At 50.6% G+C, this 24,836-nt stretch carries 22 protein-coding genes; 8 read left to right on the top strand and 14 right to left on the bottom strand.

Annotated features, from left to right (window positions below; translation table 11 throughout):
- Nucleotides 1–595: 595 nt before the first annotated feature.
- The 6 genes from NMC31_RS26270 to NMC31_RS09990 are packed head-to-tail and all read left to right on the top strand — an operon-like array spanning nt 596 to nt 7,478.
- Nucleotides 596–1,261 (top strand): helix-turn-helix transcriptional regulator, encoded by a 666-nt coding sequence (locus tag NMC31_RS26270; protein WP_436650009.1) that lies wholly within the window; start codon nt 596–598, stop codon nt 1,259–1,261.
- A 59-nt stretch (nt 1,262–1,320) separates the two neighbouring features.
- Nucleotides 1,321–1,899, top strand: coding sequence for a common pilus major fimbrillin subunit EcpA (gene ecpA, locus NMC31_RS10010; protein ID WP_149463310.1), 579 nt, complete (start codon nt 1,321–1,323; stop codon nt 1,897–1,899).
- Between the two features lie 60 nt (nt 1,900–1,959).
- Nucleotides 1,960–2,637, top strand: a complete 678-nt coding sequence (locus NMC31_RS10005) for an EcpB family pilus assembly chaperone (protein WP_253897824.1) — start codon at nt 1,960–1,962, stop codon at nt 2,635–2,637.
- A gap of 8 nt (nt 2,638–2,645) precedes the next feature.
- Nucleotides 2,646–5,183 carry a TcfC E-set like domain-containing protein gene (locus tag NMC31_RS10000; protein ID WP_253897823.1) on the top strand — a complete coding sequence of 846 codons (2,538 nt, stop codon included), beginning with the start codon at nt 2,646–2,648 and terminating at the stop codon, nt 5,181–5,183.
- The gene (locus tag NMC31_RS09995; RefSeq protein ID WP_253897822.1) at nt 5,173–6,786 is read left to right on the top strand and encodes a fimbrial adhesin EcpD family protein; all 1,614 of its coding nucleotides are present in this window, start codon (nt 5,173–5,175) and stop codon (nt 6,784–6,786) included. Before NMC31_RS10000 ends, NMC31_RS09995 begins: the two co-directional genes overlap by 11 nt.
- Nucleotides 6,787–6,794: 8 nt before the next feature.
- The gene (locus tag NMC31_RS09990; protein WP_253897821.1) at nt 6,795–7,478 is read left to right on the top strand and encodes a molecular chaperone; all 684 of its coding nucleotides are present in this window, start codon (nt 6,795–6,797) and stop codon (nt 7,476–7,478) included.
- A gap of 3 nt (nt 7,479–7,481) precedes the next feature.
- Here the strand turns inward: NMC31_RS09990 and NMC31_RS09985 are convergent, their stop codons facing one another.
- The 4 genes from NMC31_RS09985 to NMC31_RS09970 form a co-directional block, all read right to left on the bottom strand.
- Entirely contained in the window at nt 7,482–8,093 is a 612-nt protein-coding gene (locus NMC31_RS09985; protein ID WP_253897820.1) for a helix-turn-helix transcriptional regulator, read from the bottom strand.
- 389 nt (nt 8,094–8,482) lie between these two features.
- On the bottom strand, nt 8,483–10,051 hold the full coding sequence (locus NMC31_RS09980) for an FAD-NAD(P)-binding protein (RefSeq protein ID WP_253897819.1): 1,569 nt from the start codon (nt 10,049–10,051) through the stop codon (nt 8,483–8,485).
- A gap of 118 nt (nt 10,052–10,169) precedes the next feature.
- On the bottom strand, nt 10,170–12,374 hold the full coding sequence (gene fhuE / locus NMC31_RS09975; protein ID WP_253897818.1) for a ferric-rhodotorulic acid/ferric-coprogen receptor FhuE: 2,205 nt from the start codon (nt 12,372–12,374) through the stop codon (nt 10,170–10,172).
- Between the two features lie 190 nt (nt 12,375–12,564).
- A complete protein-coding gene (locus tag NMC31_RS09970) occupies nt 12,565–13,458 on the bottom strand; it encodes a LysR family transcriptional regulator (RefSeq protein ID WP_253897817.1) in 894 nt (297 codons plus the stop codon).
- A gap of 188 nt (nt 13,459–13,646) precedes the next feature.
- Between NMC31_RS09970 and NMC31_RS09965 the strand changes: the two genes are divergently transcribed.
- Nucleotides 13,647–14,816 (top strand): MFS transporter, encoded by a 1,170-nt coding sequence (locus NMC31_RS09965; protein WP_253897816.1) that lies wholly within the window; start codon nt 13,647–13,649, stop codon nt 14,814–14,816.
- A gap of 3 nt (nt 14,817–14,819) precedes the next feature.
- Nucleotides 14,820–15,848 (top strand): alpha/beta hydrolase, encoded by a 1,029-nt coding sequence (locus NMC31_RS09960; protein WP_253897815.1) that lies wholly within the window; start codon nt 14,820–14,822, stop codon nt 15,846–15,848.
- A gap of 257 nt (nt 15,849–16,105) precedes the next feature.
- Here the strand turns inward: NMC31_RS09960 and NMC31_RS09955 are convergent, their stop codons facing one another.
- The 10 genes from NMC31_RS09955 to NMC31_RS09910 form a co-directional block, all read right to left on the bottom strand.
- Nucleotides 16,106–16,573 carry a DUF1398 family protein gene (locus NMC31_RS09955; RefSeq protein ID WP_253897814.1) on the bottom strand — a complete coding sequence of 156 codons (468 nt, stop codon included), beginning with the start codon at nt 16,571–16,573 and terminating at the stop codon, nt 16,106–16,108.
- A gap of 263 nt (nt 16,574–16,836) precedes the next feature.
- Nucleotides 16,837–17,361 carry a 4'-phosphopantetheinyl transferase AcpT gene (gene acpT / locus NMC31_RS09950; protein WP_253897813.1) on the bottom strand — a complete coding sequence of 175 codons (525 nt, stop codon included), beginning with the start codon at nt 17,359–17,361 and terminating at the stop codon, nt 16,837–16,839.
- 2 nt (nt 17,362–17,363) lie between these two features.
- Nucleotides 17,364–18,593 (bottom strand): beta-ketoacyl-ACP synthase, encoded by a 1,230-nt coding sequence (locus NMC31_RS09945; protein WP_253897812.1) that lies wholly within the window; start codon nt 18,591–18,593, stop codon nt 17,364–17,366.
- The gene (locus tag NMC31_RS09940) at nt 18,590–19,321 is read right to left on the bottom strand and encodes a 3-ketoacyl-ACP reductase FabG2 (protein WP_253897811.1); all 732 of its coding nucleotides are present in this window, start codon (nt 19,319–19,321) and stop codon (nt 18,590–18,592) included. Before NMC31_RS09940 ends, NMC31_RS09945 begins: the two co-directional genes overlap by 4 nt.
- Nucleotides 19,318–19,794, bottom strand: a complete 477-nt coding sequence (locus NMC31_RS09935; protein ID WP_253897810.1) for a hotdog family protein — start codon at nt 19,792–19,794, stop codon at nt 19,318–19,320. The genes NMC31_RS09940 and NMC31_RS09935 overlap by 4 nt, the downstream gene beginning before the upstream one ends.
- Nucleotides 19,791–20,945: a beta-ketoacyl-[acyl-carrier-protein] synthase family protein gene (locus tag NMC31_RS09930; protein ID WP_253897809.1), complete on the bottom strand. Its 1,155-nt coding sequence runs from the start codon at nt 20,943–20,945 to the stop codon at nt 19,791–19,793. Before NMC31_RS09930 ends, NMC31_RS09935 begins: the two co-directional genes overlap by 4 nt.
- 1 nt (nt 20,946) lies before the next feature.
- Entirely contained in the window at nt 20,947–21,522 is a 576-nt protein-coding gene (locus tag NMC31_RS09925) for a DUF3261 domain-containing protein (protein WP_253897876.1), read from the bottom strand.
- Entirely contained in the window at nt 21,522–23,843 is a 2,322-nt protein-coding gene (locus tag NMC31_RS09920) for an MMPL family transporter (RefSeq protein ID WP_253897808.1), read from the bottom strand. The genes NMC31_RS09925 and NMC31_RS09920 overlap by 1 nt, the downstream gene beginning before the upstream one ends.
- A complete protein-coding gene (locus NMC31_RS09915) occupies nt 23,812–24,417 on the bottom strand; it encodes an outer membrane lipoprotein carrier protein LolA (protein ID WP_253897807.1) in 606 nt (201 codons plus the stop codon). Before NMC31_RS09915 ends, NMC31_RS09920 begins: the two co-directional genes overlap by 32 nt.
- Entirely contained in the window at nt 24,414–24,836 is a 423-nt protein-coding gene (locus NMC31_RS09910; RefSeq protein ID WP_253897806.1) for an acyl-CoA thioesterase, read from the bottom strand. Before NMC31_RS09910 ends, NMC31_RS09915 begins: the two co-directional genes overlap by 4 nt.

The following is a 24,836-nucleotide window of genomic DNA, read 5'->3' as shown; positions in this document are numbered from 1 at the left end:
TACACGAGCACTCTGATAAGGTGTGATTTCTCTGAACATTGATGTAGTCGCCTAACTGCTTCGCTTGTTGCTTGTGTAAATAGACCCGTTTTAGTTCCATGCATTTTTTGAGAACCCGCCCAAGATGTTCCTGGCCCAAAATCAATGGGGCCATATCCCGTTAGCCCCTCTCGTAGAAGCTCTGTGAAAGTGCTCTATGACACGTCTACATCAAGTTTTCAGGATTTACGATTGGACCGACATTTGATTTATCTTCTTATACATGATTATTCAAAACAATAAAAATACTGATTGTTAATATTGTTGCAACAAATTGAAATCAAAAGAATAACACGCTTGCATTTTGGAGATTATTTTTTAACTATTTGTGCTGTTATTTTTTAACCGAATACATGCCTGAACACTGGAATATTCCTACATCCTTCCAGGATAATCTTAATGTTTTTTTCAGGAACTTAAATCTCACTAAGAAAAATCCTATCAAAAATAGATGGTTATAAAATAAATGTTATTTCATGCCCTTAAGAATTTCATGAGATTTTAAACACTTAACATTTGTGCGTTAAAGTTGTCACATTAGTTTACTGTACGTAATATGTACTCACCGCAGGACGTGAACATTAAACGGAGGCTTTTATCGAGAATGCCTTTGCAGAAATATGAGTTAGTACGTTGCATAAGTTGTCATTATCGGTGTGAACTAACAGCTCAGCCTACTGTGAAAATGATGAACTGCGTTGAGAACCAATATTGCATATGGCCCAATGACAATACGTATTTGCAAATTGGGATAAGAACGCTTCTTATCAATACATATTACACTCTTACGCATACGGGGCTGATTTTTGTTGATTTTTCCAGGTATAAAATAAATCTGTTCACCAACAGCAAGTGGATTGAACACCTGAAGAAGACAGGTCTGAGAATAATTCTTGTATCAGATAAACAGATGCAGCCATTAGCATCCTATTGGAAGAAGAACTATCAACAGATTGTTTCAATTATAGGCGCTACCGATAGCCATGAGGAGGTTAAGAGGAAGATCAGAACCTCGTTTTTGGGGCGCAGAGATATGTCTATATCAAGGAATCAACTAACGGATTTGGAAATACATGTCCTTGATCTTTTTATTAGTGAATACACGGTGCGGCAAATAGCAGCAATACTGAATATAACTAATAAAAAGGTCTATGCAACAAAGCAGAGTTTGAAAAATAAAATGGGAGGAAGGGGGATATTGAATAGCATCATCTCTGGATAGTACGAACACAGTTATTTGAAAATAATGGATATAAATTTACTCACTCAGGATTAATAAAAATGAAAAAAATTGTATTAGCTGGTTTAATTGCATTAGGTTGCGTCTCCTCCCAGGCTATGGCTGATGTTACTGCGTCTGCAACTGCCAGCTGGGATGCAAGTGCAACTAAAGATACAACCAGTGCTTTGGTTGTTACCCCATTAAAATCACTGACGTTCCAGTATGCTGAAGGTATTAAATCATTTAATACCCAGAAAGGCGCATTTGATATCACTATCGAAGGCCAATCCGGCGCAACTGATTTTATGTTGACCTCGCAGATTGTCAATAACACCCTGAGCCGCACGACTGACGCATCGACACTTGATGTGGGTGTTAACTGGAACGGTGCCGCACTGAGCAAAACAACCCCAGTAACGATGATTGATACTGCCAACAATATCTCAGCTGGCCTTGATGCTCTGGCCGTAAGTACCGCTTACGCAGGTACCGATCGTGTAAGTACTCAGGGTAACTTCGATTTCAATATTGAATCAGCGACTTCTGACGGTAGCACCGCAGCAGAATTCAGTGCACTGACTGACGGTTATTGGAGTGGAGATGTCCGCGTTCAATTTAATGCCGTTTGGACCATCTGATTTATAGCTCTCCTGCCCGGTGATTTAAAGGAGGCTTCGGCCTCCTTTTGAGGATATAAGATGAAATACTGCGCTGCTTTTGTTCTGGTCATGTCATCAGCCAGTCCATTCTATGCAAATGCGATAAATGTTGGTGAAGTTACTTCAATGATGAGTAGCGATGCATCGAGTCTGGCTAAGGAGATTAAAAACACAACGGATGTCGCCCGCTATGTGAGCGTGTCGTTAGAGCGTATCAGTTCTCCAATGGCAGGTGGGAAGGTTATTCCCATGGATTCTAAAGGCGAATTATTATCCACCCCTGCCAGTTTAATTTTACCCGGCAACTCAAGTGAAAACTTTAGGTTTTTTTATAAAGGACTCCAGGATAACAAAGAGCGTTACTACCGGCTTTCGTGGACAGACGAACCTGTTACTGAATTTGATAATGTGAAAAAAAAGAAACAGGGTGAAGCAACAACATCCGCAATTATTGGAACAATTTTGGTTGTAGCTCCACGCGATGAAAATTTTGATTATACCTGGCAAGGCGATACGGTTACAAATACAGGGAATGTCTCATTCCGTGTGATTTCGTACGGGCCATGCCGAGATAAGTCTAAAGATGCCGGTGAAGGGTGCAGAGAACGTTATTATCTGATGCCAGGAATAAGTGTGAAGGTAAAATATACCGACCTTACTAATAAAAAAACGCGAATCGGCATTTGGCATAATGAACAGTACATTAACGTAAACTGAGAATAGCTATGGATAATCTGGGGTATGTGAAAGGGACTCTACTTCTGGGGCTTATGATTTCTTTAAATCATAGCCTCTCGGCAGCCCCGATGACTCCTGTTAGAGTCAGTAATTACGTTATTCCTTCTGTATTTGCCAATGCGCTTTATCAGGGAATGACGGTTCCCGTTTTCATTCGATATGAGGGTGATGACAGTACTCAACGCAGCCAACAAAAAATTGCTGATGCGGTACTAACCATCAAAGATAACGAGTTTCGATTAAACCAACTGACGTTAAGTGAGTTACCTGACCGTACAGAGCTTTCCCCTAAAATAAAAACATTAATAGCAGAACTTCAGAATAAAAATATCGGAGATGGTAACCGGATTTGGCTCAGTAAAGATGCATCACTTACTCTGGATACGCGTTCTTTCTATATAGAGCTTACTGTCAACAAAGAAGCGATGCAGGCAGCGATATTGCCACGTTCGAACGTGCTCGGCGAGTCATCTTCTGAACATTTGTCCTCGGTATTAAATTACTCTGTGGGCAGCTATTACAATAAATATAAAGATAATGATAATGCCAGTAGCTATCTGACGCTTGATAATACGGTTTCTCTTCGCGAGCATCATGTTAACTTGAACGGGTCGGTATACGGTATAGGGACAAGTAACCAGCATAGTGATCTGTATCGAGCAATGTATGAACGGGATTATACCGGTCATCGCTTTGCAATGGGGATGGTTGATACCTGGAATTTACAATCAATTGCCAGTATGAGCGCCCTCAACTCCAGCCGGATTTATGGGGTAAGCTATGGGAACAAGAGTAGCTCTCAGATAGAAGATAATACATTAGCACTTATTCCCGTGACCGTTTTCCTGCCAGCCGCAGGTGAGGTTCATGTGTACCGTAATGGAAAGCTACTGAGTATCCAAAATTTCTCGATGGGGAGCTATGAGCTTGATACTTCTCGCTTGCCTTTTGGTATCTATGATGTTGATGTGCAGGTTGTTGTGAATGGTAGAGTAGTCAGCTCGCGCACGGCCAACATTAACAAAACGTTCGCAAGAAAGTCGAGCGTCACAGGAAACATTTCCTGGCAAATGTTTGGCGGTAGTCTTGAATATAATAAAACAGATTACCGACGTCATACCAATATCAACTACGGCAAAAAAGACACATGGATTGCTGGTATTGCTGCCGCCACTAGCCAACCCTGGTTATCTGGTGTAAATCTGAAGTCAACGCTCTACGGTTTTGATAACAATGGAATTAACGAAACAGAAGCTAATGTGATTTTCAATAATGCATTTAGCTATAATCAACAGATGTTGCTCGCAACAGATAGCAGTTGGCAAAGCATCTCGACTCTTAATTTAAGTGTCCCGGGCGGATATGGTAATGTTTGGGGTTCACGTCAATTTAGTAGAATTGGCGATCGCTTGCCTATGCAACAAAATGATTATGTCACTATTGGGGCAACTGCTAATTTGAGAAAAATTGTACCATTCCTTGGTACACTTACCGTTAGCCGCACTAATAACAAATACAATAAAAACACTTATACCAATATCGATTATGATCAGTCACTTTTCGCTAATCGTTATGCTACCGTCTCTTTACGAACCGGTATACAGAATTATCAATATGACGATCACGAGAACCTAAGAGAGAAATATATCAATATAGATGTGTCGATTCCTTTTGGCACATGGTTTAGTACCGGTATCTCTAGCCAGAACGGAAATATGCTGGCAAATGCTGCCGTACGGAAACGGTTCGAGAACAGTGCGATTACCCAGGTCGGGGCCTCGTTATCGAAACGTATCAAACAAAATAATGATGACAATGGTAACTATCGCTCAGATGATTTTGCCGCTAATGGGTATGTCACTTACGATACAAAATATAATGCAGGTACTGTTGCTGTTACCCGGTCGTCGGATCGCAGCGCAAACTACAGTTTGAGTTCACAAGGCAGTATCGCCTGGACGCAAAAATCAATTTACGCCGGGAAAGGTTCGCAAAGTGCTGGTCTGGTGATTAATACTAATTTCCGCGAGCAGGGGAAAATGATGGCGCAGGTTAACGGTCAAAATTATTCGCTTACGGGTAAAAGTAATTTTATTAGTCTGCCACCGTATGCTGAATACAAGGTAGAACTCATGAACGATAAAAATTCAGAGGATAGCGTAGATATTATTAGTGGGCGTCGGAATCGAGTTGTACTTTACCCTGGGAATATTGGCGTGATTACACCTGAAATAAAACAGCTTGTCACCGTTTTTGGTCGGATGAAAAATCCAGCTGGTCATTATTATGTCAATGCGGATATTCACAATCATATAGGTAAAACTAAAACCGATAATAACGGTGAATTTGCTATGGATGTTGATAAGCGATATCCAGTGATTACTGTACTTGAAGCGAATGGAAGCCTTTGTGAAGCCGATCTTGACCTTAAAGACTCTAAAGGGGCTGTATGGCTTGGTGATATTCAATGTGAAGGACAGCAACAAACAGCATCACGAAATGGAGAAGTAGAATATGTTTATTAAGCCCTCTACCATTTTACTTTTTTTTAGTGTGTTTGTGGCTAATCCAGCCATTGCATTAACATCAAGTAGCAGTGGGAGTGGTAGCAATACCTATCTCTTTATTGACAATACTATTGATAATGAGTATTTCATAACATCCGGCTCACTTTCTCCACGTTTTAGTGGCGCAAATGTATGGACTAAATATAAAACTAACCAGCGAAGTCTGGGATATATGGGCAACTCCGGATGGAGTTACAGTAATCGTTACTTTGACTTGTGGATTACGAACTCACCCATTACTCAGCCATTTCTTGGTATTCGCTGCATGACAACTGGTAGTGATTGTCCTGCATCGGGGTATATTTCTCCAGATGTCATGGATAATGAAGGATTTTTTCATGCAAAATCAGGTAGTAGTGCTGCAAACGGCAGTTATGGTGCGGGAACGTTAAGCCCGGTTGCCTATGAGTATTTCCGTAGCCAGTCGGTCGGTTCCAGTGATACTTTTGAACTTAATCTGTGCTACATGAATTCCAATACGGATTATGACTATGCTGCAGGTGAACGCTGTAAGGATCTGGCGAAGGGAGGTACATGGCGTTACTACACAATGACCCTGGAGAAAGTTGGTCATCTAACGCTTAATAGTACGGGTGCAATGGCAGAAATATGGGTTGCAAGTGATGGCACACCCAGTGTGAATGTCGGGTCTGATCTTTGCCAGGTGGGGGTTGTATCTGGTTCTACCGGGCTTATCTGTAAAATGGTCTCATATACACTCCAGCAAACCAAAAATGTGACTAACTCTCTGGATTTTCAGATGGTTATTGATACCGCCCTACTGGGTTTTTCACCTTCATCATCCGATGTAAAGTACAGTGGTGATGGTTCCAGTTGGAGCAACTATTCCTCGTCGAGTACTTACTCAAAAGTTTTCACGACCACTGGGGAGTATGTTTATGTTTTTTTATCAAACTCTTTCTTTAAAAAGGCACTCGCGGCCGGAACGAGTTTGTCTAATAAAGATTCATTATTTACTTTCTATTTTGATAACTCTGTTACCCCGCAATCAGGATACTATCAATTCACCCCCTCGACGCTTATCAACATTACCCCTAAAGAATATGGGATCAGTATCGTATCAACAGATGGAACGACAACACCTTCGGCATCAGGAAAGATTGGAGATGAAAACCCAATTACCTTTGAATATAAAGTAACGACATCGGCAATACGCCAGGCCGACAGCATCACTGCACAGGTAGTGGGGGATTCAACAACACTCAATGGTATTCCGTACTGTACTTTTACATCTTCAGATTCTTCAATGACTGTCCCCATCCCGGCTTATCTATCCTGGATATCGGCGTCTGGAGGTGAAGTTAAAGCCAGAAACAGTTGTAGCGAAGACCCTATTGATATGACCAATGCAAACTGGGTTCAAACCGCATGGAACGCGAATGTCGATGAAGGGTATTATTTCACGACGACATTAAAACTTCTCTTTCCAATGAATGATACCCGATCAAAACTGACTGTAGATGGAAGTGACTGGATGGGTACGGTAAATGCAAGTGGCGAAGTGAAGGTCACTGCGACGTGGGTCGGTGTTGATAAGTAGGAATACGGATGAGATTTTTATTTGCTTTTTTTCTTAGTTGTTCTGTTTTATTTGTTTCAACACAGGCTTTCGCGGTTTATTTTAATGCCATTATCTATGATATGGATTCGAGCAAGAGTTTTACGGCCAGGCCTATCTATAATGATACTCAAGCGACTAATTTTTATACGATCTCTGCCTATAAAATTGCTCGTCCAGGCGATGGTGATGAAGCCAGTGTCAAGGAAGAGAGTAAAGATCTTATCTGGTCACCACTAAAACTGACTGTGCAACCGAAAGGAAAAGAGTATTTTAAACTATACTACCGCGGTCCGTCTGACAGCACTGAAAGATATTATCGTGTTATATTCAAGGAGGCACCTGTTACCCTGTTTCCATTTCGAATGACTCAAAAGCATATGGACGTCGTTCCTGTTGTTTCGATGAGTACTATTCTTATCGTCCGGCCAAGAAATATTGATTTAAAGTATGATGTTGATGAGTTAAATGGGGTTATAAAAAATACCGGTAATACCTTTTTTAGAGTGATACTCCAGAAAGGGTGCGATGGAGATGATGAAAGCTCAAAACAATTCTATATGTTGCCTGGCGAAACCTGGCGTGGTAAGGAAGCAAAATCCAGTAATAGAAAGTTTATTGTTGCACAGGAACGCTATCATCATCTTGGGAAAGGATGTTTCGATACGGACTAGGTATTACTGTATGTTAATTATAGTGAAAAGGTCCTTGAAATTATTTAATCCACCTATTTTCCGGCGTAGTGAGTATCGAGAGTCATAAACGTTGCGGACAGTACAGCTCAACTTTTTTGCAATATCTCTGGTTGAGTAACCCTGAAGTAACAGTTTGAGTGTGGTCATTTCCTTTAGTGAAAATACAGGGTGTTTTCGTCCTGGTATCCAGCGTCCTTCTAATAACTTTCTGAATCTTAGGATGATGGTGTTAATACCATCATCAACCTCTATAATAGACAATATAGATTCAGAACGATTCAACCAGTAATTAGCGAGGGCAACCATTGAGGCCTCAGCTACAATGATGATCTTTAGGCCAATCTTTTCTAAATCGTTTATCCAGATTTCGTCCAGGTAATGTGTGATGTTGATACATGAGAAATCGACCACAATGACGCCATCAATGAAGCAACACGTGACTTTCTCTATAAAAATATTATGTATTGCTATCTTGAAATAATGATTTCTTTCTGGCCATATTACAAGTCGCTTAAAACTACATCGTAATTTATATTTACACATATCAGGTAAATGACTGCAGTTGATCCCACAGCCAATACAGGTCACTTCCATTTTTGTTCTCCTTGACAAGACGTCTTCCTTAAACTATGGCGTGCTATACGGCATCCGGTTCACGGCGAACCATTATAGTGAAAAATATCTTAACTCAGTTTATCGGTAACAGGGTATTTACGGTAAATATGAAAATAATAGAAATCTTTAAGCAAATGATTGTAATTGATTTGTTTTTCATCAAATCGAATGCTCTCTGATGTAAAGTAATGGTTAAAAATTATAATGAAAATTTGTTTCTACCGCGATCGGAAGTATAGTTTCCATTTCTGCATATAATCCTTTCGTCAAATCTACAATAGCTATTTGTTTTCGCTGTAAACGACTTCGCCTGCTTCAAAACCAGCACCTTGCTCGTCTCTTTATCATTTAATTCGTGCCCCGAATGCTTATTGAACTACCCCTTTCGCTATCGCCGCGCCAATTTCTGCGCACACTACCAGCCCCTGCACAAACGGTCTGTCATGCATCAGCCAGGGCAACGCGCCAAAGGCGATTCGCCCACGCACGTTCTCCGGCACCTGCAAGGTATAGTCGTCACCCACATCCGGGATATTATCGCCACACGCCAGCAGCTGTTTACGCAGTGTGGGGAAGGGGAGGTCTTTAGTTTTTAGCGCCTTCTGGCCACGGGCGTCGATAAACATGTCAAACTCATAACGCGCATCATCGGTGGTAATGATTGTCAGGCCGTCGTTGACCTGCATCTCATAGTCGTTACCCAGTGCCCGGATATGTATCAGCCCGGCTTCGCGAAGCGCCAGCAGACGGCGGATAGATTCAGACGGAATGGCGGCATAGTTGTCGATAAAGACGCGCGCTAACCCTTTTTTAAAACGCTGATGATCCTCTTCATTCAGATGCGGGACAATCTGCTCCACCACTTCATGCAGCCGCAGAACGGTATAGCGCCAGGATACTGTGTGTTTCTCGCGCTTATTGCGTTCCACTTCTTCAAGATTTTCCACTGCCCAGTGAAACGGGTCGTGTGCTTTACGCTCGGCAAACCAGGCGTCGGCAAGCGTGTCGGCATTCAGGGTTTTTAAGCCTATTTGCGTAGCCCATTGTGGGTCAGCCTGTTCCAGCTCAGCAATAATCAACTGAAATACTCTATTCAACAGGCCATCACTACCCTTCGCGATTTCAGCTTCAATGGCCTGCTCCGTCACTATCGCCAGCGGCTCGTAGGGCAGTGGACAGTAAAAATCAGCCTCCGGCAGAATGCCGCTGCGGGACATTAGCGTCAGCTGAAGCGTCTGGCTTTGCGCATTAAGTTGAAAAGAGGCGGTTTTGCCCTCTTCAACAATAAATTTGCCATGCTGGGAGACGACGGCCATTGCCGCATCCAGACCACTCAACGATGCGCCCATAATGCCCACCCGGCATGGTGCGATGCGCGCGTCCATCAGGCCAGTCCACGGGCTGGGGTAAAAGTCGCGCGGCGAGTCATCGTCTTCAGGCCACAGGTGTCCGGTGGCGATAACCGCATAATCAAAGGGTTCCGGGGTATTACGATTTTCGCTCCACAACAATACGCCATCCCCGGCGGCTTTCAGATCGGTGACTTTGCTTGCTTCACGCACTGAAACGCTAAATCCTGAACGCTCTGCTTTTTCGACCAGCGCCAGAAAGCGGTCACGGTAATAATCGCCGAGGATCACGCGCGGCAAAAATTGTCTTTCATGCAGTGATTCACGTTTAATCCCAAAGCGCGCCAGGTAGCTGTCGCTCTGTTGATGCAGCCATTCAAGATAAGTGATAAAAATTGGCGGGATCTCGATGCTGGCGATATTCGCCAGCATCAGCGTGGCAGTATTATCATCGTTATAGGGCATGCCGACGCCTGCTTCTTCAGCCTGCTCAAAGAGCGTAATTGCAAGCGGTTCGCCGCGCTCAATAAGCGCATAAAAGGTGTAAATCCCGGTCGGCCCGACGCCGACAATCGCTACGTTTTTCATGATTATCCTGAATGAGAAACACAGCGATAAGTCTGGTTGAAAAAGGTGATTGCGCCAGACCCGGCAGCATAAATTCGGAAAAGGGAAAAACGGCACCGGGCGGTGCCGTTAGTGGAAATCAGAAGCTATAGGTGCCGCTGACCGAGAAGTTACGCGGTGCGCCGTACACGCCGTAAGTGCCCAGGTAGTCGTAATACTCTTTGTCGAACAGGTTGTTCAGGTTGGCCTGGAGGGCAAAGTTTTTGCTGACCTGATAACGGCTGAAGAGATCGACCACCGCATAACCGCCTTGTTTAATACGCGTATCGCCGTTCGGCCCGGCAATATCCTGCCAGGTTTTATTCTGCCAGCGTACGCCGCCGCCGACTGCAAGTTCAGGCAACATCGGCAACTGATAGCGGGTAAACAGTTTCGCTGTAGTGCGCGGTTGCTCCGGGTTCACTGCCACGCCGTCACCGTCTTCTGCGATGTAGCGTGATGCGCCGAAGGTGAGCTGCCAGCGGTCGGTCAGTGCGCCGTTAATCTCAAATTCCACGCCTTTACTCAAGGTACCATCGACTGATTTATACGCCGTCTGGCCGCCGGAGCCAGGAATGGTCTGCCCGGTGCTGACGGCAACTTTATCCTGCTCGGTACGGAATACGGCAAGCGTCGCGGTCAGGCGGGTGTTAAACCAGTCACCTTTCACGCCCGCTTCATAGCTCTTCCCGGTGGTTGGATCGAGGAACTCGCTGTTAGCGTTACGCTTACTGGTTGGCTGGAAAATAGAGGTGTAGCTGGCATAGGCCGACCACTCATCATTGATGTCATATACCAGGCCCGCATACGGCGTAACGTCATCGAATTTGCTGTCGCGGGTTTCGTCCGGTTTGCGCTCCAGATTGTAATGCGCGCTCCATTCTGTCCAGCGCACGCCGAGGATCAGATTCAGCGGGTCGGCCAGCGAGAGACGCGTCGCGGTGTAGAGCGATTTCTGGCGGATGATATCGCGCTGATAGAGTGCCCAGTCAGACCACTCCGGATACGCCAGTTTGCCGTCATAATTGTGAATGTTGCCGACATCCATCAGCCCGTAGTTATCGGTGACCGGATACGAGTTGTCGTAGTTGTTGCGCTGACGGCTGTAGCTGCCGCCGAACATGATCTGATGCTGACGGCCAAACAGTTCATAACCTCCGCGCACAAAGGCGTCCACGGAGTCCTGTTTACGCTCGCCGCGGTTCCAGCCGCCCCACGCACCCTGGTACAGTGCGCCGTTATACAGGCCGGTATTTTTATCCGGGAAGCCGTCGATATACATCAGGCGGCTGTCAAAATTGGTTTCCGCGTGCATGGCGTTCACTTTCGCCTCCCAGCCGTTGTTGAAACGCTGGGTCAGGTTAGCGAAGACGCGCGAGGTATCCTGATTAGAGTAGGTCCAGTCGGCGGCGGTATTGAATTCGCGGCGGAAATCGGTGCGGCTGCCGTCGCTCCACAGGGAAGGGAAACCGCCCCAGGTTGGGCTGTCTTCTTCGCTCTCCTGGTAATCGTAGGCCAGCGAGAGGGTGGTGGAGTCAGTGATATCGGCATCCACGACGCCGGTGATGAATTTTTTGCGGTAGTGATTGCGCTCAAGCCAGCTGTCGTTGTCCTGATACCCGGCAATCACGCGGCCACGCACGTCGCCCGATTCGGTCAGCGGCGCTTGTAAATCCAGCACATAACGTTGTTTATTCCAGCTTCCGTAAGTGGCGGAAGCGGAACCTTTAAACTCGCGGCTATCGGCGTGCTTACGCACCATGTTGACATACGCCGATGGGTTACCCGTACCACTCATCAAACCGGCTGCGCCACGCACCACTTCGATGCTCTCAAAAATCGCCGTATCGCCCGCTGTGTCGCCAAAATTCCAGCGATCGTCAAGGAACGTCGGCATATCGTCGAAGGCAAAGTTACTGACGAAGAAACCGCGTGAGAAAATATTAGTACGGTGGCTGTCGATGCGGGAAATGCTGACGCCGGTGGTGTTATCCAGCACTTCCTCAATCGAGTTCAGCTCCTGATCTTTCATTCGCTGCTGGCTGATAACGCTGACCGACTGCGGGATATCGCGCTGCACCAGCAGCATTTTGGTGCCGGTGGTGGTGGTTTTAACACTGTAATCCTGGTCCTGACCTTCGTCACCCGGCGTGGTGCTCTCTTCCACCACAATGGTGTCATCGCCGTTCGCAGCGGCGGCAAATGATAGCGCAGGCATAAACGCCATCGCCACGGAGAGGGCGAGCAAAGAAGGAGAACATCCGAGCGGGCGGCGCGTTTCCCGGGTCTGATAAGTGAAAGACATGATAAACCCTTAAGTGTGTTTGCGGGACTGCCCGACAGCGGTACATCGCCGCGCCGGGTTTTGTATTTTTAATTAACCAATGAACATAAAAATGCGAATGAGAAATATACGCATTAGTGTTTTAGATGTAAATGGATGTAAGCGGATTTTATGGAACCGCTTTCACATAAGGGAAATTGCCCGCAGAACGTCAGGGATGTTTATGGCGTAGCGCGTCGACCACCAGGGAAAATGCCGGGGAAGGCTGTTTACGGCTGGGATAGTAAAGATAGTAACCGGGGAAAGGCATACACCAGGGGTCGAGTATGCGAATCAATCGACCTTCGGCAATGTGTGTTCCAAACTCTTCTTCAGGCAGGAAAGCGATACCAAAACCGGCCAGCGCCGCATCAACGATATGTTCTGAGGTGTTAAAGGTGAGTTGCCCGCTGACGCGCACATTTAAATCCCCGCCGTCCTGGTCGAAATCCCACACATACAGCCCGCCGGATTTAACCATGCGCTGATTAATACACTGATGCTGCGTTAACTCGTGGGGCGTGGTGGGCGCGGGATGACGGGCAAAGTAGTCCGGTGAGGCGACCGCCGCCATGCGCAGTTTCGGGCCAATCGGCACTGCAATCATATCCTGGTCGATGGTATCGCCCAGACGCACGCCTGCATCGAAGCGATCCGCCACGATGTCGCGAAAGCCGTGGTTGGCATCAAACTCAACGTGAATATCCGGATATTCGCGCAGCAGCGGCGTGAGCTTTGGTAAAAGCGTGGTACGCAGGACGTTGGGCCCGCAGGTAATGCGTACGGTGCCTGCCGGTTTGTCGCGCAGTTCGGTCAACATATCCAGTTCGGCTTCGATGTCATCGATGCGCGTACCGACTGATGCCATCAACCGCTCACCCGCCGCCGTGGGCGACACGCTGCGGGTGGTGCGGGTGAGCAGGCGAATCTGCATCCGCGCTTCCAGTGCAGAAATCGCCTGACTGATCGCTGGCTGCGTGACGCCCAACAGCGCCGCTGCGCGGGTGAAGCTTCCTTCGCGGGCAACGGTCACAAAATACAGCAGATCGTTCAGGTTACGTTTCATGGTCGGAATGCCCGATTAATAAGTATGGCTTATAAGCCTATTAAGTATTCATTAGCTAGTTATCCTACGCCTGCCGTGTAAAATTTTCAGCAACGAATATTCCCGCCAATTTAATGACGTTATTCCTGCGAATAACGTGCGGCCCCGGCTTGCCTGAAAACAGCCGGTAAAACAGGAGATAAAACATAATGGCTTTGCAGGCTGAAGTTCAACGCGCCCATTGGGGCGGCATTTATGCCATGACGCTGTGTGTTTTTGTATTAATTGCCTCCGAATTTATGCCGGTCAGTTTGTTATCGCCCATCGCGGCTGATTTAGGCGTGACGGAAGGCCTGGCGGGCCAGGGCATTGCCATTTCCGGGGCGCTGGCGGTCATCACCAGCCTGACGCTCTCGCGGCTCATCGCTGGGCTGGATCGCCGATATCTGCTGCTTGGCATGACTGCGCTGATGGCATTCTCAGGCGCGATGATCGCCATGGCCGCGAATTATGTTGTTTATATGGTGGGTCGTGCGCTGATTGGTATTGCCATTGGCGGCTTCTGGTCCATGTCGGCGGCGACGGCTATCCGTCTGGTTCCTGAATCGCAGGTGCCTCGCGCATTAGCCATTTTCAACGGGGGTAACGCGCTGGCGACGGTGATTGCCGCGCCGCTTGGGAGTTATCTCGGCGACGTGATGGGCTGGCGGGGCGCATTTTTCTGTCTGGTGCCTGTCGCGATTGCCGCTTTCATCTGGCAATGGTTTAGCCTGCCAGCTATGCAACACAGCCAACAGCGCAGCAGGGTGCTTCCTCTCTTCTCACGTCCTGTTGTGGCAGTGGGGCTTCTTGCTTGCGGCCTCTTTTTTATGGGCCAGTTCACGCTCTTCACCTACGTGCGTCCTTTTCTTGAAGGCATCACGCAGGTGAGGGGAACGGCCTTGTCTGCCGTTCTGCTGATCATCGGTGTGATGGGATTTATTGGCACGCTGATAGTGGGTCGCCTGCTGAAACAGGGTATTTATCGCACGCTAATTCTCATTCCGCTGTTGATGGCAGCGATGGCTATCGCACTGGTGATTTTTGGTCATCAGCTTTGGTTAGTCGCGCCCCTGTTGGGCGCCTGGGGGCTGGTCGCAACCGCAGCTCCGACAGGCTGGTGGACGTGGCTCGCGCGGACGCTACCCCATGACGCGGAAGCCGGCGGCGGCGTGATGGTCGCCATCATTCAGCTTTCTATTGCCCTGGGATCCACGCTGGGTGGCCTGATGTACGACCATCACGGCTGGCACAGCACCTTTGTACTGAGCGCTGGCGTTTTGCTCTGCGCGTCGGTCATCACTTTCACAACCTCACGTAAACATACACTCAGGAGTTAACCTATGAAAAACGTCACACTGGCGTTGGGCTTACTGATTAGCGCATTTGCCTCTTCCGCTGCGGATATGTCACGCGGAGCGGACAATTTCTACAAAAGCGACAGCGTGACCCAGCAGCGCGTCAGCTTTAAAAACCAGTATCAAATGAACGTGGTGGGCAATCTGTTTATGCCTGAGGGGCTGGATAAAAACACGAAGCATCCGGCGATTATCGTTGGGCATCCGATGGGCGCGGTAAAAGAACAGAGTTCAAACCTCTACGCGCAAAAACTGGCGGAGCAGGGCTTCGTCACGCTGGCCATTGATCTCTCTTTCTGGGGCGAGAGCGAGGGCAAACCGGGTCATATGATTTCGCCGGAAATCTACGCCGATGATTTCAGCGCGGCTGTTGATTACCTCAGCACGCAGCCGTGGGTGGACGCGGAAAATATTGGCGTACTGGGTATCTGCGGTAGCGGTAGCTTTGTGATCAGCGCAGCTAAAATCGACCCGCGTATGAAAGCGATAGCGACCGTCAGCATGTACGACATGGGCGCCGCGTTTCGTAATGGCCTGAAGCATTCGCAGACCGTTGAACAGCGCGAAGCGTTGATTAAGACGGCCATTGAGCAGCGCTTTGCCGAGTACAAAGGCGGTGATACTGCTTATATTCCTGGCACCGTGAACGAGCTGGATGACTCCACGCCGGAAATACAGCGCGAATTCTTTGATTTCTACCGTACGTCACGCGGCGGCTATACGCCGAAAGGCGAGAAAGAAGCGCTGACGACCAAACCCATGCTGAGCAGTATTGGTAAATTTATGAATTTTTATCCGTTCAATGATATCGAGACAATTTCGCCACGACCCATGCTGTTTATCGCCGGCGATCGCGCGCATTCTAAGGAGTTTAGCGAAGATGCCTATCAACGCGCCGGGCAGCCGAAAGAACTGTATATCGTGCCGAACGCCGGGCATGTTGATCTCTACGATCGTACCGATCTCATTCCCTTCAACAAACTGACGGCATTCTTTAAAACCAATCTGCAGTAAATCCTCAGCGTTATCCGTAATTATTATTACGTATATCCTGATGTGCATTATTTGTTATAGAATATCGCCTGATGACATTTTTATCAGGCGATTTTTATATTTATCCCTTATCGTCTGGCGCAAAAAAGGAAAGTTGCGATGGAAATGAGCCAGGGAGGTTCAATGAAAATGGTTTCGTTAATTACGTTATCGTGTGCGGGTATTTGGCTTATCTTGCATGGGCTCTGGATGTGGTTGCCCCTACGATAATCACGCGGTTAATTATAACGCCATACGCGTTCATTACTAATAACGGGCGTTATCTCTTCGCAGAAAATCACTTTGTCAGATAAGCCGACATATTTTCGCGTCATCTGTTTTATATCGACAATCCACTTATATACCCCGGCGCTGGCCACCAGAGAACAATACTCTTCATAGCCTATTTCACCTGCGAAATGGCGGCGTGACGCTGCGCGAATGAGGTCTTCATTGGCCCGCAGATTGACGCGTTTGAGGCTGTACTCGCCTTCTATAATACGAATACAACCGGCGTTATCGACCAGATTGACGTTTCCGGTAGAGACGAAATGAACGTAGAAAACGATGTTCTGTTTTTTGAGTTCTTTGATCAGTTCATGCAGCGTTATCTGCGTTCGAGCCTCAGAAAATAGAGTGCGTAAAATAATCAGTGCCTCAATAATAATGATTGCAATAGTTACAATAATGCTAATTAAAGTAAGCAAAGGTAACTATCTTCTAACAGAGAGCCACTATACGGGCAAAACGAATCCATAGACAATTGAAATTTGTGTTATCTCTATCACAAAAAATGACTATACCAAATTTCATGTTTCCGCTTTGTTTCTTTAATTCATATTTCTGATGGAATATATCAACATCATTAATACATATGATCGATTTTTGATCTAATTTAGGTATTATATATCATCGAATATTATGATAATACTTTAGTGGTGTATTATTTATCAGAGTGATATTCACGTTATTATTTAACAATGAAATCGTTTTCCTGCGCTGAAACGGGCGTCGGGGTACACAGCGTCACAATTCGATTTTCAGACCAACGGAGTTGGGCTAAAAACAGTGGTGTGGGCAAGCAACTGTCGAAATCGGCGATGCGCCAGATCTGGCTGCCGGCCTGTTTAAGCATTGCCTCTTTGCGCGTCCAGATTTGCCAGAACGCGACGAGCTTATCTTCCGCCGCTGCAATCTGCGCCTGTTCACCGGGGCTGAATACCGATTCAACAATACGCTGGCTATTTTTACGCGGGCGTATGACTTCAATATCGCAACCCACCTCGCCCTCGTCGCTCAGCAGCAGCACAATGTCATCGCCGCTGTGGCTGATGTTAAACCACAGCGGATACCCACGAGCAAAGCCGGGTTTGCCGTTAGGGTTGCGAATAATCTCTGGCAGCACGGCGGGGAAAATCGCCCGTTCAAGCAGAGCGCGTCCCGCAGCCTGAGCGTCGATGTAGTCCGATACCTTTGCGCGCAGCAGGCGATACATGCTTATGCCCAGCGCTTGATGACCAGCGAGGTGTTGATCCCGCCGAAAGCGAAGTTATTGCTTTGCAGATATTCGCAGTCAATGTGACGCGCTTCGCCCATGATGTAATCCAGCGCACCGCAGGCGTCATCGGGCTGTGTCAGATTAATAGTCGGTGCGAACCAGCCTTCGCGCATCATCTGTAAGCTCATCCACGCCTCCAGTGCGCCGCAGGCTCCCAGCGTATGGCCGAAATAACTTTTCAGCGAGGAGATCGGCGTGGTATCACCGAAGATCGCCGCCGTCGCCTGGCTTTCCGCCAGATCGCCGCGATCGGTGGCCGTACCGTGTGCGGAGATATAGCCAATCTGCTGAGCGCCAATACCCGCCATCTGCAACGCCTGCTCCATGCAAATTTGCATCGTATCGCGCTGCGGTTGGGTGATATGCGCGGCATCGCAGTTGGTGGCGAAGCCGACGATTTCGCCGTAGATGGTCGCGCCACGCGCCTTCGCGTGTTCCAGTTCTTCCAGAATCAGCGTACCGGCGCCTTCGCCAATCACCAGCCCGTCACGCGTCTGGTCGAACGGCGAGGGCGTGGTTTTCGGCTGATCGTTACGCTGGCTGGTGGCAAAGAGCGTATCGAAAACGGCGGCTTCCGAGGGGCAGAGTTCTTCTGCGCCGCCCGCGACCATCACGGTTTGATAGCCGTGGCGAATCGCTTCCCAGGCGTAGCCAATCGCCTGGCTACCGGAAGTGCAGGCGCTGGAGGTGGGAATGACCCGCCCGCGCAGGCCGAAAAACAGCCCGGTATTCACCGCCGTTGTGTGTGGCATCATCTGCACGTAGGTGGTGCCGGTAATATTATTGGTATGCTTTTCGGTCAGCATGGTGGCGAATTCGCTTACCGGTCCGGTGCTGCCGGTCGATGAACCATAGGCGATACCGGTCTGGCCATTGGTCAGAACCGGGTCGTCAATCAGCCCGGCCTGCTCCAGCGCACGTTCAGTGGCGCGGGTAGAAAGCAACGACACGCGTCCCATGGCGCGGATGCGCTTGCGGGTGTAGTGAGCGGGCAGCGTGAAGTCATCGATGGGCGCGCCCAGCAGAGTATGCAGGCCAGCGTAGATCTGCCACTCAGGCATATAACGCACGGCGTTTTCATAATTCAGCAGCCCGCGCGAGACGTCCTGCCAGTTTTCGCCGAAAGCGGTGACGCCGCCCATGCCCGTGATCACGACACGACGTGTCATAACATGCCTCCGTTGATCGAAATCACCTGCCGGGTGACGTAGCCCGCGATGTCCGACATTAAATAACTCGCCAGCCCGGCGACCTCTTCGGCCTGACCCATGCGTTTCATTGGGATCATCGCCATGGCATCTTTCAGGGCAGCCTCTTCCATTGCAATCATTCCGGTGTCAATCAACCCAGGGGCGATACAGTTGACGGTAATTTTGCGCTTTGCGAGTTCAATTGCCAACGCTTTGGTGGCCCCGATGATCCCCGCTTTGGCGGCGCTGTAGTTCACCTGCCCTCGGTTACCCATCACGCCGGAAACGGATGAAAGCGTAATGATTCTCCCGCCTTTGCGCGCGCTTATCATGGGCATGATGCAGGGGTGAATCACGTTGTAGAAGCTGTCGAGGTTAGTGTGAATGACCGAATCCCAGTCTTCTTCGCTCAGCGCCGGGAATGCGCCGTCACGGGTAATTCCGGCGTTGCTCACCACGCCGTACCACGCGCCGTTCTCGGCCATATCCTCTTCCAGCACCGCTAAGCACTGGGCGCGATCGCCCACATCAAAGCGTAGTAAACGTCCTTTGCCGCCAGCCTGCTCAATGGCGACCAGCGTTTCGCGCGCGCCGGGTTCATCCTGATGATAGTGAACACCAAGGGTAAAGCCATCAGCGGCCAGTCGAAGGGCAATAGCCCGGCCAATACCTTTGCTGGCGCCAGTAACCAGAACGGAACGACTCATACGTTTTCTCCCTGCTGAAACAGCGACGTTAACTCTTCGGTCGACGGCTGGAATGTGTTGACGCGGCCCGTGGCGACCACGGTGTTATTAATCATGATTGTGCATTCAAAACTGCCGAAACGGCTGTCGCGCATCAGCAGGTGGGCGTGAATATCCAGCGTGGCGTGTGCCGGAAAAGAACCCGCCGCGCACACCAGTTCACGTGCGCCGAGGACCATGCCCAGCGTCAGTTGTTGCTCGCCATCATCCTGACGGTGCCAGCCGGACCAGACGCCGACCGTCTGCGCCATCAGCTCCAGCGCGTACCAGCCGGGCAGATTGCCCGACGCATCAAGAAACGGCGCCAGCACGCCCGCAGAATTAACCGTCACCCGGCACTGCACATCGTTTTCGCCGACGGCGGAAACCTGCTCAAGCAGGAGCATCGGCGCGTCGTGCGGCAAATAGTCCGCTGGCGGTAAGTAGTGGCTCATGGGTGTCGTCCTAACAAAATACTGGTGTTGTTACCGCCAAAGGCGAAAGAGTTGGAAAGAATCACCGGGCGCGCCAGCGGCGCGGCATTGTGAAGCAGGCCGCAGGGCAGCAGCGTGTCATCGACGGGCATTTGGCTGAAGTCCTGCGGTGGCAGCGGCAGGTTATGTTGCAGAATCAACATGGCAATACCTGCTTCGGTGATACCCGCCGCGCCTAACGTATGCCCGGTAAGATGTTTTGTGGAGCTACAGGGAACGGTATCACCGAAGATATGATTCACCACCTGCGATTCAATTTTGTCATTCAGCGGCGTGGCGGTGCCGTGCATATTGATGTAGCCCACGTCCTGCGGTGCGAGCTCGGCCTCTTTAAGCGCCTGAAGAATTGCGCGAATTGCGCCTTCGCCTTCCGGGTGCGGAGCTGACATATGCCACGCATCGCTCGACTCGCCCACACCCAGTAGCGCAATTGGCTGCGGCTCGCGGGTCAGCAGCATCAGCCCCGCGCCTTCCCCGATGGTAATGCCGCTGCGATCGCGACCAAATGGCTGGCAGCGTGAGGGTGAGAGCGACTCCAGGCTGTTGAAGCCGTTGATAGGCATCCGGCTCAAGGTATCCGCACCGCCAACAATCGCCACATCCGCTAAATTCGCTTCAATCAGACGGCGACCGCTAATAATGGCGCGCGCGCTGGATGAACAGGCGGTGGAGAGGGTAAATGCCGGGCCGTCGAGCGCCAGCCAGTGGCTGAGAAATCGCGATGGGTCGCCCAGTTCCTGCTGTGCGTAGCGCCACCGGGGATGTTGCTGGCTGACATGTTGATCGCCTTCGTCCAGCCCGGAGGTGCTGGTGCCCATCACCACGGCAACGCGCTCGCGCCCATAGCGGGCAATCGCGTCATCCACCTGCGGCTGGATTTGCGCCAGCGCCGCCAGCAGGAGCTGATTATTGCGGCTGTGATGTTCGGTAAAGGTGTCCGGAATGACAGGCAGTTCCGCCTCCACAGCACCAAAAACGGCATCTGAATTGCCCTGCAACCAGCCTGCTCGGGCACGCATGCCCGGCGCGATGCCGAGCGTCAGGTTAGCGGCAACCTCACGCGCGTTGTTACCCAGCGCGTTAATCATGCCCACGGCAGAGATATAAATCATATCAGTCATCCAGGTATTGAATGGTGATGTGGTATTTGAAGGCGCGCTGCTCAATGCTGACCGGTTCGCGTTTGCCTTTGCGCGTCATATAGGTGATGTCAGTGACCACTTCACCGCGGGCGTTACGCAGCGCGCGTTTATCGCCCGCGTCGGTGAGCGTCCAGCCTTTCGGCAACTGCGGCTGCCACGCGCTAATCGGCAGATAGCTGAGCATCACATCAGCCAGTACCTGGCTTGCGGGCGGCAATTGCGGTACGACGATGTTTTGTTCCGTGCGCAGGCCTTTTTCATCATAGGTCAGCAGGAAAAGACGGATCCCCAGCGACGACAGCCCGGCGAGCGTGATTTTGTGTTCATCGGCATCCAGCATCACCATTAATGATTGGGTTTTGCCGTTGAAGGTGCCGGTCAAAAGCTGCTGCGACGTAAAGGCGGGCGTCATGCCCGCTTCAGGCAGCGTCACGCGCGCGCCCGGTTGTAGCCAGGCGGTGGGGCGGGAGCCATCATGATCGTGGCTACAGCCCGCAAGCAGCAGCGCGGTTGCCAGCGCAAGGGCGCGCCAGGCGTTGCGTATCATCATCGTTTTTCTCTTTTTTTCGTTGGCATCGCCAGTGGCGACAGTAGCCAGGCGGTGAAGATACCGCAGACCAGGACAATCCCAAAACTGCTTATGGCCTGGGTACTGCTGAAGACCAGCATGCCCAGCGTCAACAAGGTGGTCATCATTGCAAGCGTGATGGCGAGCAGCGACGTCAGCGGCGTGCCGCGCGGGTTGCTGAAGAACAGGGTATAGTTAATGCCGATACCCAATACCAGCACCAGCGCCAGCAGTGAGAAGAGGTTGACGCTGTGCCCGCTAAAGGAGAGCGCCGCCAGCCCGCAGCCCAGCGAGAGCAGAGACGGAATCAAACTGATTAACCCCTTTCGCCAGCCCATTCGTAAGACTGCGCCAATCGCGATAGCCGCCAGCGCCACGCCAAGCAGCACCGTTAATACAGTGCGGTACAGCGCGAACAGCGCATCGAAACTCTGTTTTCTGTCAACCCAGGCGACGCCGGTGTGGTGTTCCGCCAGCGCCTTTAACGCCGCGCTATCTTTCACGCCGTCCACGGGAATAAGCACGCCACTTATGCCGCGCGGCAGCGTCAACCACATCAACCGCCAGCCTTCGCTGACAGGGCTTGCCAGCCAGTCGGATACGTTCACCGGCATCGCGCGAAGGTCGGGTTTCACGTCATGCAGTCCCGCCTGTAAGAGTGCCTGGCCGATTGCCGGCGCAGCGTGGTTGAGCAGCGCCAGATCCTGCGCCTGACGCGCCTGTGAATTCAGCGGAATGGTGCGATAACGGGCGAATAAGCCTTGCTGGCGAGCGGTATCCAGATGCGCGGTAAACGCCTCCATGCGCGTCAGCGTCTGCTCTGGCGAGTCGCCGTAGACCACAAACCATTTCTGATCGACGTTCTGCCCGGTGAGCTGCGTGATCTGCTTTTCCTGTTTAAGCAGATGCGGCGGCAGCGCCTGCAACTGGGCGATATCATCGTTAACGTGAAGTGTGGAAAGGCCGATCAGCGAAACCACGGTCAGCGCGGCGGGCAGGCCGTAAATCAATGCGTTATTGCGTCGCCACAGGGCGAGCCAGCGCAGCAGCAGGCCGAGCATCGGCACCGGGCGCACCGGTAGCCCGAGACACAGCCACGGATGCCAGAACACCACCGTCAGGCAGGACGCGCTCAGCCCCACGGCGGCAAAGATTGCCATCTGGCGAATGCCGGGGAAGGGGGCCAGCATCATAATCAGATAGGCGACAACCGTGGTCAGCAGCGCCAGCAGCAGCGCGTTTCGCACTTTGGCAAGGCTTTGCCACGGCGAGTTTTCCGCGCCGTGCACCATCCGTTCGGTCAGATAATAGAGCGTGTAGTCGGCAGAGATGCCGATGATGCTCATGCTCATCACCAGCGTCATCAGATGCAGTTCGCCAAACAACAGTAGCGTCACCGTTGTGCCTGCCAGCGCGCCAATGCCGATGGAGAGCAGGCTCAACAGCAGCGGACGCAGCGAGCGAAACACCAGCACAATCAGCAGTAGCACGCCGAATACCGTTGCCGCGCCGAGCGTGGAGATATCGTGTTTCGCCTGCTGGCTGGCGTAATCGCTGTACAGCACCGTGCCGCGTGATAACACCTGCGCCTGCGGGAAGCGCGTTTTAAGCCGGGCTTCGGCGGCGGTCAGTTCCTGCACCAGTTGGTGGGTTTGCTGCATATCAAACGCGTCGCTTTGCAGCTCCCCGTGTAACAGATACCAGTAGTTACCGTCTTGATCCTGCGTGGCCAGCCAGCCGTCCATCAGGCGTAAGCGCTGGCTGTTTTGCATTAACGCCAGTTGGGAACCGCGCGTCAGCATGAAGGGATCGTTTTGCAGTTCTTTGCCGCTGACGCCGGAAAAGGCGGAGTAGAGCTGTGAGAGGACCCACTGCGCTTGCGCCTCGCCGCCGTTTTGCAGGCGAGCGCGGGTGGCGCTGTCTATCATGCCGTTGCGGTGCTGCCAGTAAAATGTGCCCCAATCCTGCTGGTTTTTGGCATCCATCGGCCCTTTTACCTGCGCCAGCGCCGGGGTGCTTTTCAGTTGATCAAACCACGCCTGCGCGACGTGGGGATCGGGCGTTTTACCCGGGCTAACCAGCCACATCATTTGCTTATCAAGGCGTGAGATAAAACCATCATTCAGTGCGGGCGGAATATCACCTAACGCCTGCTTTGGCAGCATCGCCAGCACGCTGCTATTCATCCTCGCGCCGGGTAACAGTGCCAGCAGCGTGCCCAGCAATATCAGGCAAAAAACAGCCCAGATCAGCGCCGGACGGCGGGCGTTATTGGGCGCTAAAACGTTGTTGTTCGTCATGGGTCAGGGTGGCTGGCGTCAGGCTGTGTTGTGAGAGGGCGATATCGGTGCGGTCACCCTGTTGATCATTCAACTGGATAGTGTCGAGAAACTGCTGCCCGCTCAGGTCGATAGAGGCAAAAATCTTATCCAGCGGCGAGGTGATGGGCGTCAGGCGCAACGCCCAGCGGTTATCGCCTTTGTCCTGAAGGTTGATGCGGAAGTTTTGTTCCAGCACGCGGCGATCGGCCTGGAATAAGGCGCGCAGCAGATGATTAAGCTGAAACATCTGCGGGTTATTGTCGGCGGTGATCACCTGCGGCGGCTGGCCGTTAACCTGCTGTACCATGCGGGTGTCGGTAAGCATCAGCTGCATCGGGAACGGCGTTTTCTGATCCCACAGTAAGCCGTTGTCACGCGCAATCAGCATCTCGCCCTGAGAACGCAGCGGCTGCGGCATCGTTTTAATGGTGCGGGTTTGCTCGAAGTGGGCGCGCACAATCGGCTGTTCGGTAAAACGCTGTTGCAGGTCGTCCAGCGTTACGGCGTGTACCCACGGCGTAATCAACAGGAAAATAAGCGGCAGGAGTTTCATGGCTCGACTCCCATTCGTTCAAAAAGAACCGCCGGGCTGACGAAGCACATTGCTTTGCTGGCTTCCTCAACCGCCACCTGAATGGTGTAGCCGGTCGTGGTGCGCTTGCCGCTTTCGGCGTCGAAAATCTGGTAGGCAATGCGCAGTCGGTTTTCGTACTCTTCCAGATGCGCCCGCACGCGGATACGTTGCTCGAAGGTCAGGGCATCGCGATATTTAACGCGCGTATCCACCACAGGCCAGACATAGCCTGACGCTTTCATCTGGCGATAGCCGTAGTCGAACTGGTTGAGTAGCGCTTCGCGGGCGATTTCGAAATAACGGAAATAGTTGCCGTGCCACACTACGCCCATCGCATCGACGTCATGAAACGGGATGGTGAGTTCAACCTCAGTGGTAAAGCGGGGATCGTTAAGCAC

This window comes from Pseudocitrobacter vendiensis (assembly GCF_943590815.1).
In the GTDB taxonomy this organism is placed as follows: Bacteria; Pseudomonadota; Gammaproteobacteria; order Enterobacterales; family Enterobacteriaceae; genus Pseudocitrobacter; species Pseudocitrobacter vendiensis.
Note: the sequence above shows the minus strand (reverse complement) of the source record. Positions and strands in the feature narration are given on the sequence as shown.